The following is a 15,269-nucleotide window of genomic DNA, read 5'->3' as shown; positions in this document are numbered from 1 at the left end:
TACGACGGTGCGGGGCGCGTCCAGCAGCGCGAGATCGGATCTCGGGTCACCGTCGTAGACGACGACGTCGGCCGGTGCACCCTCGGTCAGGCCGTCGAGTCCGAGGTAACTCCTGGCTGCCCACGAGCCGGCGGCGAGCGCGTCATGCGGCGACATGCTGGTCGCGGCGAGCGCGCGCACCTCGTCGGCGACCCGACCGTGCGGGCGCGAATCGGTGCCGGCCAGAAGCGTCACTCCCGCCTCGACCGCCGCGGCCGCCAGCTCACCATGAGCGCTGGCGCCGTCGACGAACCAGGTCTTGCGCGGACCGTCCGGACGGGCGAGCGCCTGCCGCAGCGACGACGTGATCACAAGCAGCGTCGGGGTGAGCGCCGTACCCTGGGCCGCCATCTGCGACAGCAACCCGGCGTCGAGGCACATGCCATGCTCGAGCGAGTCGGCGCCTGCGGCCACCGCGGTGGCACCACCGCTTGCCACCTGGGAATGTACGGCGACCCGTCCACCGACGGCGTGCACCCGGGCGACCACGTCGCGGAGCACCTCGACCGGAACGGGCGGGTCGTCCGGTCCCCAGTCTCCGATGAGCTTGACCCACCCGCTGCGCATCGCTTGCGCTGCGGCGACATCCGGTAGTTCAGACAGGTCGGCGCGACGCCCCCACCCGTCGAAGAACTGCCCGTGCTGAGCGATCCACAGGCCGGCGTGGACCGCCCGTGGGACGTCGTCGTCGCGTCCGAACCAGTCCGGCGGGTCGCCCGCAAGTCCCGGTGAACGGACCATGGTCACGCCTGCGGCAAGGTGTTCTCCGAGATCCCTGCGCAGCAGATCCTCGTCGAAGGGATCGCCCGGATTCTCTGCGCCGGGGTGTGTGTGGGCATCGACCAGGCCCGGAAGCAGCCATCCCTCGCCGACCAGCTCGGCGTTCGGCGCCGGATCGGTGGTCCATCGGTCACTGTCGGCGTAGAGGTCGACGAACTCGCCGTCGGGCAGGGCCCGCCCGCGCACCCGGAGAACGGTCATCGCCGGCACTCACCCCTTCTCGTTGCCCAGGACCGGATGGGCGACCATGTCTTGAGAGATCAAGCCGTCAGACTAGGAGCGACCGGTGGAGATCGGAAGACGTCTCGACGGCGGCAACACGACGCATTGCAGCCGCCGGCGATCCGGCGTACGAGTGGATGGTCAAGCAGGGCGTCCATCGATCGCTGGAGACCGCCGTCCGCGAACTCGACGACTTTCCACCGGCGAATGGCGTCAGCCCTTGAGCCCGGTCGTGGAGATCCCTTCGACGAGGAGCCGTTGAAAGGCGATGAAGAAGCCGAGGATCGGCAGTAGCGACAGGAACGACATCGCCATCAGCTGACCCCACGACGACTGGCTCGTGCTGTCGACGAAGGAGCCGAGCGCGACCGGGACGGTGTAGGACTGCACCTTCCCGCCGAGGTAGAGCAACTGCGAGAAGAAGTCGTTCCAGGTCCAGATGAAGGTGAAGATCGCCGTGGTCGCGAGCGCCGGCACCGTGAGCGGCAGGACGACCCGGAGGAAGAGCCGGTACGGACCGCACCCGTCGATCTTCGCGGAGTCGTCGAGCTCGTTCGGGATCGTGCGGATGAACTGGACGAGGAGAAAGACGAAGAAGGCGTCCACCGCGAGGAACTTCGGCAGGACGATCGGCGCGAACGTGCCTACCCAGCCCAGGTGCTTGAAGAGCACGTACTGCGGCACGATCGTCACCTGGAACGGCAGCATGATCGTCACCAGCATCAGCCCGAACAGCGTCCGCTTCAACGGGAAGGTCAACCGGGCGAAGGCGAAGGCAGCCAGCGTGCACGAGACGAGGTTGCCGAGCACCGCGAGCACGCACAGCACGATCGAGTTGAGGAAGAACCCGGTGAAAGACGTACCGAGCGCCGACCAGCCCTGTGTGTAGTTGGAGGTGATGGCATGGCTCGGGATCAGGCTGATCTTGCCGAAGATGTCGCTCTCGGGCTTGAACGACGACGAGATCATCCACAGCAGCGGATAGAGCATCAGTACGGCGCCGGCGATGAGCAGCAGGTGCAGGACGCTCCGCGGCCACGTTCGAAGGATGTTCATGCCGTCACCTCGCCTGGTCCTGGTAGAACACCCAGTAACGCGACGTGCGGAACAACCCGCCGGTGAAGAGCGCGATCACCGCGACCAGGATCCACGCCATCGCCGCCCCGTAGCCCATGTGCAGCTCGCCGAAGGACTGCTGATAGAGGTAGAGCGTGTAGAACAGCGTACTGTCCACCGGTCCGCCGGTGCCGCCACTGACGATGTAGGACTGGGTGAACGACTGGAACGCCCCGATCATCTGCAACACGAGGTTGAAGAACACCAGCGGGGTCAGCAGCGGCAGGGTGATCCGCCAGAACTGCTGGATCGGGCCGGCCCCGTCGACGCGGGCCGCCTCGTAGAGGTCGTGCGGCAGCTGCCGCAGGCCCGCAAGGAAGATGATCATCGGTGAGCCGAACTCCCACACCGCGAGCAGGATCAGGGTGTAGATCGCGGTGTGCGGGCTCGTGATCCAGTCCGGCGGGTTGTGCCAGCCGAGGTGGCGAAGGACCGCGTTCACCGCCCCGTCCCCGGAGAAGAGCTGCCGCCAGACCACGGCGACGGCGACGCTCGCGCCGAGCAACGACGGGACGTAGTAGATCGCGCGATAGATGTTCAGGCCCCGAAGACCTCGGTTGAGGAGTACGGCGAGCAGCAACGCGAACGCCAGCTTCAGCGGCACGGAGATGAAGACGTAGACCAGTGTCACGCGTACCGACTGCAGATAGCGCTCGTCGGCGAAGAGGTTGACGTAGTTCTGCAGGCCGATCCACCGGGGGGCGGACAACAGGTCGTACTTGGTGAACGAGAGATACAGCGATGCGAGGACCGGCCCGAGGGTCAGCCCGACGATGCCGACCAGCCAGGGCAGCAGGAAGACATAGCCGGCCACCGCCTCTTTCCTGCGCCAGCTGTTACGACGCCGCCCGCCTCCGAGGCGGGGAACCGCGCGGTCCGGGGCCTCGGTCGCGACAGCAAGATTCGACTGCTGGCTCACGACTCCAGGGCCTTCTCCGCGTCTCCCATGAATTTCGTGGCCGCCGCTGCGACGGACACATGTGAGAGCGCGATCGACTGGGACGCGCGTTGGAGTGCCTCGCCGACGGCGGCCGAGTTCGACGGATCGAGCTGCGTCTTCGCGCGGCACTTCGCGATGTTGTCGGTGAGGAACTGGACCTGGAGCGCATCGTAGGGCTTCAGGCTCGGCTTCAAGATGCCGCGCGCCTTCGCCGAGGCCGGTACGCCGCGCTCGACGCCGAGGATCTTGAGCGCGGCTGGATCGTGCTCGAAAAACTGGATGAACTTCGCCGCCACGTCCGGGGCCTTGGACTTTGACGAGATGCTGAAGAACTGCGACGCCTGGACGTAGTCGCCGGCCTGCTTCCCGCCGCTCGGGCACCGCATCATCCCGAGTTCATCCTTCGTCAGGATCTGGTACTGGCCGAGGAAGTTGGACCAGGCGAAGGTGAATGCGGCCTTGCCCTGCACGATCGGCGCGGCGTCGGCCGCGGTGTTCTGGATCTCGGCGGCGACCACGTCGCCCGGCGTGATCAGGTTGGCCTTGCGGAGCCCGGCCCAGTAAGCGAACCACTGCTGCACGTCGGCGAGCGTGAAGGCGATCTTCCCGTCCTTCGTGTACGACTCGGGCCGCCGCTGCCGGACCCAGACGCCGAACGCGTCGCCGGCGCCGCCGTCGCTCGCGTCGTCGATAGGCCAGGCGCTCTTCGGGAGCTTCTCCCTCAGCTGCCGCACGTAGGTTGCGAAGCTCTCCCAGGTGAGGTCGGCCGGCGGCAGCGGCATCCCTGCCTTCTTGATCATGGTCTTGTTGTAGATGATGCTGGGCATGTTGCCGCCGTTGGAGACGGCGTAGAGCTTGCCGTCGACCTGCCCCTGTGCCAGCTGGCCCTTGTCGTAGTCGCCGACGTCGATGGTGCCGTTGTCGGTGTACTTCGTCAGGTCGAGCAACTGGCCTTTGTGCATGTACTGCGGCACGTATCCGCCGCCGAGCTGGATGATGTCTGGCAGCCCCCCGCCGGCCGCCTCGGTGTTCAGCTTCTGGAAGTAGGGGTCGATGTCGGAGAAGCTCGCCGTGATCTTGTCCTTGGCGTTCTTCTTCTCGAAGAGCTTGATGACCTCTTGCGTGCGCTTGGCCCGGTCGCTGCCGCCCCACCAGGCCGCCTCGATGGTCGTACCGCCGCTCGAGCTGCCGCCTCCCCCGCCGGCGAGGCCGCTGCACGCGTCCAGAAGGGGAATGGTGACCGCGCCGATGCCGAGGCCGGCACCGGCGCGGATGAAGTCGCGGCGAGTGAGCATTTCTGCGCTGCCTTTCACGTTTTCGAGCCGAATGCGGCTAGGCGGGGGGACGTCGCGGCGGAATCGGCTGCAGGATCGCCCGCCGGGCCGGGGTGAGCCTGGACAGCAACTCCTCGGAGTACTGGTAGCCGCCGCGGGTCGCACCCCAGACCGGGCCGTAGCGGTAAATGACCGTACGGCGCTCACCGTCGGCCTTCGTGCGGGATGCGGCGCCATGGGCGATGGTGTCGGTGAAGACCAGGGCGTCACCCTTCTTCAGTTCGGGCTGAACGACGCCCACCATGGAGTCCATCCGCTCGGACTTGAATTCGGCCGCCTGCGGATGCGGGAAGTTGGACTTGTGGCTGCCCGGGATGACCAGCGTTCCGCCGTCGCCAGGACCGATGTCGGTGAGCGCGACCAGGACATTGACCTGCCCACAGCGGAAGACGCCGTCGACGTAGCGGTACTGACCGCGGATCGCCTTGCGGTAGCCGCCGGAGTGCACCTGCAGGTAGCCGCCTTCACCCCGGACCGCGGCGAAGCATTCGTCGATGAAGAGCCCCTCGACGTAGGACTCCGCCTCGCCGGCATAGCGGTACATGTAGTTGATCCAGGACGGGTGGTCGATGAGCCGCTCGAACGGCTCCCCGCCCTCGACCACGTTCTGCAGTTCCAGCCCCTTGCCGGCGTCCTTAGCACCCGGGCTGCGGTGCACGTTGCCCCACCATTGGCCGGGTTCGAGCGGTGGCACCGTGTCCAGGGCCCCGTTCAGATCGCTCACGAGCTCGGGTTCCACCGCCTGCTCCAGCACGATGTAGCCGTTGAGATCGAACAGGTAATCCTCCATGGCGCTCGGCGTCGCCGCCGTTCGGATCACCTCTTGCTGTGTGGTCATGCCCGTACGAGCTCCCGTCGCGTCACAACAGAGGAAGGCGCTTTCCAACGGGCCGAGACTGTAGCCCGCATGCCGCCGCCTTTCAAGGGGCAGGCGTCCAGTTCGGATACGCGAACTCGGCCGCCAAATCAGCGTCTCGGACGGCCCGCCGCGTGGTTCGCCAGCGTGAACGGGAGTTCTCACGATCGGTCCGGTGGTCTATGTTGCCAGCCGACGCTTCTCCGCTGCCCGATGAGATGAGGGTGTTGTCGTGGCCGAATCCGTGAAGTCCACCGAGCGGGCGTTGCGCGTCATCGAACTGCTCACCGGCGAGGCGAGCCTGGACTTCTCGGCGATCTGCGCGCAGCTGACCCTTCCCAAGAGCAGCGCCCACGCGCTCCTCGCGACCATGCGCGACATGGGTTTCATCCATTTCGACGAGGTGACGCGTCGCTTCAGCCTGGGCCCGCGATTGTGGGAGGCCGGCCAGGCCTACATCGAGAAGCTCGACATCGCGCGGCTGGCGGACCCCTACATGCGCCGGGTACGTGACCAGCTGGGTGAGACTGTGCAGCTGGCGATCCTCGACGGCATCGAGAACGTCTACGTCGGGAAGATGGAATCCGCGCACGCGCTGCAACTCGTCAGTCGGCTCGGATCACGGCTGCCGGCCTACACGACCGGCCTCGGCAAGACACTGCTGGCCGCATTGCCCGACGCGGAGGTACTGCGTCGACTCAGGGGAATCGACATGAAGCGGTTCACGGCCCGGACCATCACCGATCCCGACAGACTGGTCGCCGAGCTGGAGAAGATCCGGCGGCGCGGATATGCGACCGACACCGGCGAATACACCGAGGGCGTCTACTGCCTGGCCTTCCCCGTCAAGGCACCCACCGGGACGGTCGCGGCGATGAGCGTGTCGATCCCCGAGGTGCGGGTGACCGCGGAGGTACGCCGCCGCGCGGCCGCGGTCATGATCGCCGAGACGGGTGCCCTGTCCCGGCAACTCGGGGCGTCCGACGCCGCAGCCAACCCGGCGGCGATGGTGGCGTCGCTGTGAAGATCGTGTCGATCAGAGCGGTCCGCGATGAGAGCCGCCGGGGCGACGGGGCCGGGCATCCGGCGGCCCGACGGGCGCCGTGGACGGCAGCCGGTCCGGTGGCCGGTCCGATGTCGGGCTACCCGCGCTACGCCGCGTACCGGCCGGACTGGACACCGACCTGGCCCTCCTTCGGATGCGTCGTCGAGGCCGAGGACGGAACCGTCGGGTTCGCCGCAGCCTCCCACGGCCGACCCGTCGCGGCCATCATCGACGACTACCTGGGCCCGCGGCTGGTCGGCGAGGACGTGCTCGCGACCGAGAAGATCTACGACATGGCGGTACGGATGTGCGCGCCGTTCGGCGCCGCCGGCCTCGCGTCGTACGCGGTCAGCGCCATCGACCTGGCGCTCTGGGACCTGAAGGGCAAGCTGCTCGGGCTCCCTGTCTACGAGCTTCTCGGCGGTCCTGCCCGCGACGACCTCGTCTGCTACGCGACCGGCGCAGACAGCGACTGGTACGCCGAGCTCGGATTCCGGGCAGTCAAGCTTCCCTGTCCCTACGGACCGGCCGACGGTCTCGACGGGCTGCGCCACACCGTCGACCTGGTCGCCCGGACCCGCGAGCAGCTCGGTGACGAGGTCGAGCTCATGCTCGACTGCTGGATGGCGTTCGACGTGGACTACACCGTCCGGCTCGCCGAGGCGTTGCGCCCCTTCCGGCTCCGGTGGATCGAGGAATGCCTGCCGTCGGACGACCTGCTCGCGCACGCAGCACTCCGCCGTCGGCTGCCCTGGCAGACCCTGGCCACCGGCGAGCACTGGTACGGCGTGCCCGCCTTCCAGTACGCCGTCACCGAAGGACTCGTCGACATCCTGCAGCCCGACATCCAGTGGGTGGGCGGGCTGACACCCCTCCGCCAGATCTGCGCGCTCGCGGCTGCGGGCGGGGCCGCCGTCATCCCGCATGCCGCCGGAAATACGCCCTACGGCCAGCACGCCTGCCTCGGACTCCCCGGCATCCCCTGGACCGAGCTGTTCGTCGGCAGTGCCCCAGGGGTGCCGCTGGCGGAGGTCAACAACACCCCTGCGCTGCCGACGCCGGTCCGCGGGCGGATCCGGCCGTCGACGGCTCCGGGGTTCGGGGTCGACATCGATCCGGGGCTGCTGCGTCCCTTCTTCGATTAGGACGACGTGTCGACCGTCGACCGACGTGCTCTCGTCGCCCGCCACAGCCCCGTCGTCAGCGGGATCGGCGCACGCTCACCCCTCTCCGTCGGCAACGGCGAGCTGTGTTTCACCGTCGACATCACCGGGCTGCAGTCGATCCCGGCCGCCTACCCGCTCGCCGGCAGGTACGGCGGCGCGGACGGGACGATGCTCGGGACGCAGGCCCAGTGGGGTTGGCACAGCAGCCCGGGCCCCTACTCCGACAAGGACCTGCTCGGTTCGCTCCGGGAGTATCGGACACCGCACGGCCCGGTGCCTTACGTGGACATGCACGAAGAGGTCGACCCGCACGACGGGACTCCGGCCGAGCGCTGGCTCCGCGCCAATCCGCACCGGCTGGACCTCGCGCGGGTCTCGCTCGTCACCCTCGCGGACTCGTCCGTCGAGGCGATCGGCCCGGATCGGATCAGCGCGCCGCACCAACGACTCGACCTGTGGTCCGGTGTCCTCGAGAGCACCTTCGACCTCGACGGCCACCGCGTCGACGTGACAACTGCGTGTCACCCGCAGCTCGACATGCTCGCGGTTCGGGTGCGGGCGGCGCAGCCACTCGCGGGCCGGCTCGCCGTACGGCTCGCCTTTTCCTACGGCTCCGAGGACTGGTCGAATGCCGCCGGTTGGGCACACCGCGACGCGCACACCACGCGACTCGACGCGGGATTCCCGGACCACCACATCGAGCGTCGGCTGGACGACTCTCGCTACGCCGTCACCCTCGCTGCACCCGCGTCGACGGTCGTCCAGTCAGCCGCCCACGAAGTCGTCGTCGGCAACGACGGGAAGTCACTCGACCTCGTCGTCGGATTCGCGGCGGAGCACTCGCGGCGGCGGCTTCCGTCGGTGGAGGACGTCCTCGGTGCTTCGCGGGAGCATTGGCCACGTTTCTGGATGAGCGGCGCGGCAGTCGAGCTCGCCCAAAGCAAGGATCGGCGCGCACCCGAGCTGGAGCGGCGAATCGTTCTGTCCCAGTACCTCACCGCGATCCAGTGCGCCGGTTCGATGCCGCCTCAGGAGACCGGCCTGACCGCCAACAGCTGGCGCGGCCGCTTCCATCTGGAGATGCACTGGTGGCATGCCGCGCACTTCGCCCTCTGGGGTCGCGCGGGACTGCTCGAGCGCAGTCTGGGCTGGTATTTCTCGGCCCTTCCAGCCGCCCAGGAGACCGCGCAGCGCCAGGGATTGCAAGGCGCCCGGTGGCCCAAGCAGGTCGGCCCGAACGGTCGGGAGAGTCCCAGCTCCATCGGTCCTTTCCTGCTCTGGCAGCAGCCGCACCCGATCTATCTCGCCGAGCTGGTCCGGCGGGCCGCGCCGGATGCCCGTTCTGCTCGCCGGGTCGTCGAGCGCTACTACCCGATCGTCGAGCAGTCCGCGTCGTTCATGTCCGACGTCGTCGCCGCGGGCGAAGGAGGCTACGAACTCGGGCCGCCGCTCGTGCCGGCGCAGGAGTCGTACGCCGCCACCCGGGCCGATGCCCGCAATCCCACCTTCGAACTCGCCTACTGGTCCTGGGCGCTCGATGTCGCGTGTCGGTGGCGGCGGCTGCACGGCGGCGAGCCGGATCCGCGGTGGGCCGAGGTGAGCCGCGGGATGGCCCGACCACGGATCCGCAACGACACCTACGCCGCCTTGGACGTCGCGCCGTACACCGTGCGCACCGACCACCCGTCGATGCTCTACGCACTCGGCTTCGTGCCGCCGACACCACTGATCGAGCCGGACACGATGCGCAGGACGCTGTACGACGTCCTCTCCGACTGGGAGTGGGATAGCACCTGGGGTTGGGACTTCCCCGCCATCGCGATGACCGCGGCCCGTGTCGGGGAGCCCGGGATCGCCGTCGACGCACTCCTGATGCCTGTCGCCAAGAATCGCCACCTGCCCAACGGCCACAACTTCCAGACCGGATCGCTGCCCCTCTACCTCCCCGGCAACGGTGGACTCCTGGCCGCGGTCGCCCTGATGGCCGGTGGCTGGGATGGCGCCGGCGGCGGATCTGCGCCGGGCTTTCCGCAGGACGGGTCGTGGACGGTCCGGCACGAGGGCTTCGTGCGGTCGCCGTAGGACCCGGCGACGCGTCATCGTCTACGCAGCGAGAGAGCTACCGCGCAATACCGGACATGCGGTAATCAACGCGTGACACATCGCTCACCGGAAATTCGTCAGTCCCGCCGGCGTCCCGCTCGCTCCTGTGGTTATTCAGGACCTGAACTATCCGTTCCTTCTCAGCCTGAGTGGTGGGAACGGCCCCGGGATCGTCGCTGGTAAATGCCTGCAGATCAGTGATTTTGATCGACACCTCGACCGACCCCTCCCCGGATTAGCGTGCGAGCCGACGGCAACTCTGCCGGGACCAGGAAGCGATACCCAGCCATCACGGCGGGATCAGGGCTGACTTCCTAGCCACCCGTGAGAGTACGGTGCCGAACGCTCAGGCGGTAGTCCCGGGACGGAGATGATTTGCGATGTTCACCTGTAACACATAGTTGACTGGTCAACTGCCGGTGCTTTTGGTTGGCAACCAGAGTTGACGACTACCGGTGAATTCGATGATCAATTTCGGTCCTGCCAATAGATCTTGCAGTTCACGGAATTTGTCGGACGGAATTATTTCGTCCTCCGGATGCGGCCGTCGGCAGACGTCCTCACCGGCCGGACGTGCGCAGGTCGGCGCCGCAGCCGGCGCAAACCCGCGCCGACGTCGGCACGTCGCGGCGACACTCGGGACAGTGGAACTGCGGCGCACGGCCCATCGGCACCGTCGGCGGCGTACCGCCGCGCGCGAGCAACGGTCGCCGCCACGCCCGCCAGATCCGCCGACCTACGTCGCTCATCATCGCCCCATGGTCGATCAGGCTGGCCGCCCCTCGCAATGGCCCGGCGACGTCCGCAGGGCAATTCGGTTGTTCGCCCGCGCCACGATAGGCAGGCTCCCCTGGTGACCGACTGGAGCACCCCTGCCGCCTGGTACGACGTCATGAACCCGTGGGGCCGGAGCGACGACTTCTACCTCGGGCTGGTGATGTCCGCAGGCCGGGTGCTCGACGTCGGATGCGGCACCGGCCGTCTGCTGCACCGCGCCCGGGACGCCGGGCATGCCGGACGGTTGTGCGGCCTCGACCCGGATCCCGCGATGCTCGATCAGGCTCGGACCAGATCGGACATCGAGTGGGTGCTCTCTGACGCCGCATCGGCGACCTGGGATCGCGAGTTCGATCTCGCAGTCATGGCAAGCCACGCGTTCCAGGTGTTCATCGGCGACGACCAGCTCCGATCCTCACTCGCGGCGATCCATGCCGCGCTCGTCGACGGTGGCCGCTTCGCCTTCGAGACGCGCCATCCGCTCGCCCGCGCGTGGGAGGGGTGGAACACCACCTTCGAGGTGGCCAACGCCGACGGGGATGTCGTGACCGTCGGGTATCAGGTGCAGGAGGTCGCCGGCGACGTGGTCCAGTTCACCGAGTCCCTGTCGGGGCGATGGTGGGATCACCCGGAGGCGGAGGTCGGCTCGCTGCGGTTCCTGGCGCCGGACCGACTCGCGGCTTTCCTACACGACGCCGGGTTCGTCATCGAGGTGCAGTTCGGCGACTGGAACCGAGGCCCGCTCACGCCGAGCAGCAAAGAGATGATCACGATCGCCCGACGGTCCTGACGCCCGCAGCTAGGTGCTGGTCGGCTGGAACGTCCCCACGCAGACCTTGTTGCCCTCGGGGTCGGCGAGGACGGTCGTCCCTGGCGCCTTGTTGTCGTCGACGATCACGGCACCGGCCGCCATTGCGGCGGCGATGCGTCGCTCCGCGGCGTCGCTGGCCTCGCTGATTGCGGTGACGAAACGGGTGCCGGCGCGTAGGTCGTCAATGACGAATCGGGCGTGGATTCTCCTGACTGCACTGCCCGGGACCCGAGCGTATGGTCGGTTGCGGACGAAAGGCTTCCTCGATGCGATGAGCAATGACGTGGGCCCGGTCGGACGTGCGCTGCTCGCGCTCGAGGCGATCCAGGCGGCACCGGGCATCACCGGCGCCCGGCTCGCCGGCCGGCTCGGCGTGACCGATCGGGCCGCCCGCCGCTATGTCGCGGTGCTGCGCGAGGCAGGAATCCCGGTCGAGTCGGCCAGCGGTCCGTACGGCGGCTATCGGATCGGACGCGGCGCACGGATCCCCCCGCTGATGTTCAGTACGCCCGAGGCGCTCGGTCTCGTGATGGCGGTGCTGCAGGGCTGGCACGGATCGGTCGAAGCAGACCACCCGGCCGCGACCGCGCTCGCCAAGATCTTGCGCGTGCTACCGGCCGCAACCGCCGAGGCGGCCGAGGCGATGCGTCACGTGCGGGCGCAGAACCCGAACGACATGGCCGCCATGCCTGACGCGGAATTGACGGCCACGATCACGCGGGCTTGCGAGAATCGCCAGCGGATCCACCTGACGTATCGCACCGGCAACCGGATGCTGCTCGAGCCGTGGGGCGTTGTCGTACGGCACGGACGGTGGTATCTGCTCGGCTGGCTACCTAAGGCGGACGCACGCCGCGTACTGCGCCTGGACCGCATCATCGCCATAGAGACGACTGATGAGTCGTGCACACCACCGGACGACCTGGACCCGGTGCGCGAGGTCGAGGACCACCTCGCCGACGGCTGGACCTACCCGGTCGAGGTCCGCATCGATGCGCCGGTGGCAAAGGTCGCCCCGTGCATCCCGCGCATTCTCGGTCGGCTCGACGCGAGCGGCGAACACAGCTGCACCCTCCGCGGCAGCACCGACGAACTCACCTGGTACGCCGAGCAACTCGCTCGTATACCTGCGCCGTTCACGGTCCTCGCCTCTCCCGAGATACGGGCCGCGGTAGGAGCCCTCGGGAAACGGCTCGCGCGCGCGGGCGACGCCGCGATCGGGAAGGACCCAGGACGCTCATGAATACACGAACTGCTGCCCACCGTCGATGTCGTACGTCGCGCCGGTGAGCGCCGTATTGCACATGATGTGAACCGCGAGCGCGGCGACATCGGCGGGACCGACGACGCGGCCGATCGGCAGCGTCGACCGCAGGTCGTCGCGGCGCTCCTCGAGTTGATCCCCGAGCAGCGCTGCCGACAACGGGGTGTCGACGAAGCCCGCGGCGATGAGTTTGACGCGAACCGGCGCGATCTCCAGCGCGAGTGCCGCCACGAACGGAGGAAGCACTGCGGTGGCTGCGGAGATGATCCCGAGTTCGCGACTGACACGCCGTCCGCCGGTGCCGCCCATGAACAGCAGCGTGCCCCCGGGCCGCATCTTGCCGGCGGCGTTCCGCGCGACCTCGAGCCCCAGCACCACATGGTCGCTGAGCACCCGGCTGACCTCGGCAGTCTCCATGTCGAGCATGGGCCCGTAGGAGGGGCCGGGGCCCGTGACCATCACGTGGTCGATCGGTGCGGGCAGGTCGTGGAAGAAACTCTGCATCGCGGTCGCGTCGGTGGCGTCGAATGCCGCGGTGCGTCGCGCGCCGACGTCCGACGCTGCTTGCTCCAGCCGGTCAGGGTTGCGGCCGGTGAGGATGACCTCGGCGCCCTCAGTCCGGGCGCGTCGAGCTGTCTCGAGCCCGATTCCGGCGCTGCCACCGATCACGACGACGGTCTGTCCGGCCAGTTCCGGTTCACGCTGGGTAGGAGTCGTCATGGTTCCTCCGGATGGGTGGTACGGCGACGCCGCGCGGTCACCCAATTCTGGCAGCGCACCCACGAATCGGTGGATTCAATCGTCAACCACCCTCCGCGACGCGGGCCAGGTCTGGCCAGGCCTGCTGTAATGCCAGCTCAGTGGTTTTCGCCTGGAAGACGTCAGCGTCCCGTAGCCGGTCGGCGAGGTCGACGCGTGGCTTGGGGACCACGGGGTCGGCGGTGAAAACGGCGCTCGGACGGTAGGTGAGGTACCAATAGGCGGGCAGGACTCCCGCCCACACCCCCAATGGGCCGGCAATTGGGCCGTATCTGGCGGTCCAATGGCGTGCAGTTCCGGAACGCAGCAGCTGCGGGATACCTGCGACACCGGCCCAGTACTCATCTGGCGCTGCGAACAACACGCGGCCGACGCGAGTCATGCGCAGCGCCGAGGTGCACAACAAACACGGTTCGAGAGTTGTGTAGAGCAGGTAGTCGTAGTGACCGGCGGGCGGCGTGTGCGGCGGCATCTGCGCCAAGACGTTCACCTCGGCGTGCGCCAAGCTCGTACCACGCAGTTGCCCGGCAGGTGCGTCTTGCTCTGCGATCCGGTTCCGGCCTTCCGCCGCCACCGCGCCTGCTGGGTCGAACAGCACGGCACCGACCGGAAAGCTGCCCGCCTGGAGGCTCTCCCAAGCTAGTTCGAACGGGCGGCGCCACCGTGCATCGGGGAAGAACTCGTCCGACCCATCCCGCCAATCGTCCATGGCGCACTCCGATCAGGCCCGAGATCTGGCACCCACGCAACGTAGTCCTCACCGGTCCTCGCACAACCGTCTCGTCTGTTGTTGGTAGAGACCGTCTGCGGGAGCCGGGCGCATACTGCGGGCATGGCGGACACGATCGGGTCAGGGCCGGACCCGGATCGCCCGCCGCGGCGCAGGTTCACCGTTGTGGTGGTGGCAGGGCTGGTGCTTGCGGCAGCCATCGGGCTGATCGCCCGGCAGCTGATTAGTGACCGACCGCCCAGCCGTGGAGACGCGACACCGCCGTCCAGCCGCGCAGCCGCGGTCCCGCCGGCTGCGCCCGTCGGGTTGTCCTGCACCGGGTGCCCGGCGGTGCTGCGCGCTCGGGTCGGGCACGACCCGGCTGGGGGCCGGTTGGTGTTCGGCGGATCAGCACTGCGGGTGCTGGACCTGCGCACCGGTCGGCTGCGCATCGACCGGCGCGTGCGGCTACCCCGAGGCGAGCAGATCACCGATGTGCGGGTGCTCGGCGCGAGCCTGGCCATTTTCGTGCAGCCGACTGGCCTGGCGACCGGCGGCCGGGTCTACGCGCTTGGGTCCAGCGGGCCGCCGTTGCTGCTCGGGCCCGCGAATTTCATGCTGTCCGGTGTCGGGGACACGATCTGGATGGCGACCGAGGCGGCCTCGTCCGGGCCGGTGACTTTGGCTGAGGTGGATGCCACCGGTCATCAACTCACCCGGATCACACTGCCGGGCAGAGATACGGTGGCCGCCGTCACCGGCGCCGGGCTGCTGGTCACGGTCGATACCGGCAATGGCGGCAAGGGTTACGGCGGTGCCCGCCCGCAACGGCTGATCCTCGTCGATCCCGCCGGGTCGTCCCGGCTGCTGTCCAGCACCGTGGACACGGTCCTCGCCGCTACCGACCACCTGGTTGCCTGGTCGACTCCGGACGGCACCGTCGTGCTGGACGACATCGACTCCGGTCGGCAGCGCCACTACACGGTGGGGGATGCGGCGCCGGCCGGGTATGGGAGTTTCTCCACTGACGGCCGTCGGCTGGCGTTGGGATACTGGGGCGTGCCGCAGATCAACATCGGCCCCCGGTCCTACGGTTACCTGCAGGTCCTCGACCTGGCTACCGGGACTACCGCCCCGGTCGGTGGAGTTCGGATCCCACCGAAGGTCGACGCGGCGCTGGGCTGGACCGAACCGGACATGCTCGTCATCGGTTTCAACTCCGGCCAGGCGATGCGCACCGCGTTCTGGAACGCCGGCACCCGCCACACCACCGCGCTCAGCACCGCGGTGTCGCACGCCTACATCCAGGCCACTCAGGCGGCCTTACTGCGGCCACTCTGACTGGTTA

The 15,269-nt window shown here is 68.3% G+C and carries 15 protein-coding genes; 6 read left to right on the top strand and 9 right to left on the bottom strand.

What is annotated here, in order from left to right:
• From VGH85_21525 to VGH85_21505, 5 genes are all read right to left on the bottom strand, one after another.
• The coding region (locus VGH85_21525; GenBank protein HEY2176397.1) for an amidohydrolase family protein at positions 1-1,020 on the bottom strand (1,020 nt) is incomplete at its 3' end.
• 234 nt (positions 1,021-1,254) lie between these two features.
• The gene (locus VGH85_21520) at positions 1,255-2,097 is read right to left on the bottom strand and encodes a carbohydrate ABC transporter permease (GenBank protein HEY2176396.1); all 843 of its coding nucleotides are present in this window, start codon (positions 2,095-2,097) and stop codon (positions 1,255-1,257) included.
• Positions 2,098-2,101: 4 nt separating this feature from the next.
• A complete protein-coding gene (locus tag VGH85_21515; protein ID HEY2176395.1) occupies positions 2,102-3,076 on the bottom strand; it encodes a sugar ABC transporter permease in 975 nt (324 codons plus the stop codon).
• Entirely contained in the window at positions 3,073-4,392 is a 1,320-nt protein-coding gene (locus VGH85_21510; GenBank protein HEY2176394.1) for an extracellular solute-binding protein, read from the bottom strand. The genes VGH85_21515 and VGH85_21510 overlap by 4 nt, the downstream gene beginning before the upstream one ends.
• Positions 4,393-4,429: 37 nt before the next feature.
• Positions 4,430-5,269: a phytanoyl-CoA dioxygenase family protein gene (locus tag VGH85_21505; protein ID HEY2176393.1), complete on the bottom strand. Its 840-nt coding sequence runs from the start codon at positions 5,267-5,269 to the stop codon at positions 4,430-4,432.
• A gap of 250 nt (positions 5,270-5,519) precedes the next feature.
• Between VGH85_21505 and VGH85_21500 the strand changes: the two genes are divergently transcribed.
• From VGH85_21500 to VGH85_21490, 3 genes are read left to right on the top strand one after another with little or no spacing between them, the layout of a single operon-like run.
• A complete protein-coding gene (locus VGH85_21500) occupies positions 5,520-6,311 on the top strand; it encodes an IclR family transcriptional regulator (GenBank protein ID HEY2176392.1) in 792 nt (263 codons plus the stop codon).
• A complete protein-coding gene (locus VGH85_21495; GenBank protein ID HEY2176391.1) occupies positions 6,308-7,477 on the top strand; it encodes an enolase C-terminal domain-like protein in 1,170 nt (389 codons plus the stop codon). Before VGH85_21500 ends, VGH85_21495 begins: the two co-directional genes overlap by 4 nt.
• A 6-nt stretch (positions 7,478-7,483) precedes the next feature.
• Positions 7,484-9,580 (top strand): hypothetical protein, encoded by a 2,097-nt coding sequence (locus VGH85_21490; protein ID HEY2176390.1) that lies wholly within the window; start codon positions 7,484-7,486, stop codon positions 9,578-9,580.
• A 581-nt stretch (positions 9,581-10,161) separates the two neighbouring features.
• Here VGH85_21490 and VGH85_21485 read toward each other — a convergent pair.
• A complete protein-coding gene (locus VGH85_21485) occupies positions 10,162-10,353 on the bottom strand; it encodes a hypothetical protein (protein HEY2176389.1) in 192 nt (63 codons plus the stop codon).
• 101 nt (positions 10,354-10,454) lie between these two features.
• On the opposite strand from VGH85_21485, the gene VGH85_21480 reads away from it, so the two are divergent.
• Positions 10,455-11,168, top strand: coding sequence for a class I SAM-dependent methyltransferase (locus VGH85_21480; protein ID HEY2176388.1), 714 nt, complete (start codon positions 10,455-10,457; stop codon positions 11,166-11,168).
• 9 nt (positions 11,169-11,177) lie between these two features.
• On the opposite strand, the gene VGH85_21475 is transcribed toward VGH85_21480, so the two are convergent.
• Positions 11,178-11,531, bottom strand: a complete 354-nt coding sequence (locus tag VGH85_21475) for a VOC family protein (GenBank protein HEY2176387.1) — start codon at positions 11,529-11,531, stop codon at positions 11,178-11,180.
• On the opposite strand from VGH85_21475, the gene VGH85_21470 reads away from it, so the two are divergent.
• Positions 11,461-12,432: a WYL domain-containing protein gene (locus VGH85_21470; protein HEY2176386.1), complete on the top strand. Its 972-nt coding sequence runs from the start codon at positions 11,461-11,463 to the stop codon at positions 12,430-12,432. The genes VGH85_21475 and VGH85_21470 overlap by 71 nt on opposite strands.
• Here the strand turns inward: VGH85_21470 and VGH85_21465 are convergent.
• Positions 12,427-13,173, bottom strand: a complete 747-nt coding sequence (locus tag VGH85_21465) for an SDR family oxidoreductase (protein HEY2176385.1) — start codon at positions 13,171-13,173, stop codon at positions 12,427-12,429. The genes VGH85_21470 and VGH85_21465 overlap by 6 nt on opposite strands.
• A gap of 82 nt (positions 13,174-13,255) precedes the next feature.
• A complete protein-coding gene (locus VGH85_21460; GenBank protein HEY2176384.1) occupies positions 13,256-13,921 on the bottom strand; it encodes a nucleoside deaminase in 666 nt (221 codons plus the stop codon).
• Positions 13,922-14,044: 123 nt separating this feature from the next.
• Here VGH85_21460 and VGH85_21455 point away from each other — a divergent pair, with 123 nt between their 5' ends.
• The gene (locus VGH85_21455; GenBank protein ID HEY2176383.1) at positions 14,045-15,262 is read left to right on the top strand and encodes a hypothetical protein; all 1,218 of its coding nucleotides are present in this window, start codon (positions 14,045-14,047) and stop codon (positions 15,260-15,262) included.
• The last annotated feature ends 7 nt before the right edge of the window (positions 15,263-15,269 follow it).

Source organism: Mycobacteriales bacterium (assembly GCA_036497565.1).
Taxonomy (GTDB): domain Bacteria; phylum Actinomycetota; class Actinomycetes; order Mycobacteriales; family QHCD01; genus DASXJE01.
This window is presented reverse-complemented; position numbering and strand designations above follow the sequence as displayed.

Bases quoted from the DNA above. Each gene is read 5' to 3' on its own strand.
- VGH85_21475 (HEY2176387.1), bottom strand. From the start codon at position 11,531: ATGCCCGGTGCCGCCTGGATCGCCTCGAGCGCGAGCAGCGCACGTCCG.
- VGH85_21460 (HEY2176384.1), bottom strand. From the start codon at position 13,921: ATGGACGATTGGCGGGATGGGTCGGACGAGTTCTTCCCCGATGCACGG.
- VGH85_21505 (HEY2176393.1), bottom strand. From the start codon at position 5,269: ATGACCACACAGCAAGAGGTGATCCGAACGGCGGCGACGCCGAGCGCC.
- VGH85_21485 (HEY2176389.1), bottom strand. From the start codon at position 10,353: ATGATGAGCGACGTAGGTCGGCGGATCTGGCGGGCGTGGCGGCGACCG.
- VGH85_21510 (HEY2176394.1), bottom strand. From the start codon at position 4,392: ATGCTCACTCGCCGCGACTTCATCCGCGCCGGTGCCGGCCTCGGCATC.
- VGH85_21455 (HEY2176383.1), top strand. From the start codon at position 14,045: ATGGCGGACACGATCGGGTCAGGGCCGGACCCGGATCGCCCGCCGCGG.
- VGH85_21470 (HEY2176386.1), top strand. From the start codon at position 11,461: ATGAGCAATGACGTGGGCCCGGTCGGACGTGCGCTGCTCGCGCTCGAG.
- VGH85_21465 (HEY2176385.1), bottom strand. From the start codon at position 13,173: ATGACGACTCCTACCCAGCGTGAACCGGAACTGGCCGGACAGACCGTC.
- VGH85_21520 (HEY2176396.1), bottom strand. From the start codon at position 2,097: ATGAACATCCTTCGAACGTGGCCGCGGAGCGTCCTGCACCTGCTGCTC.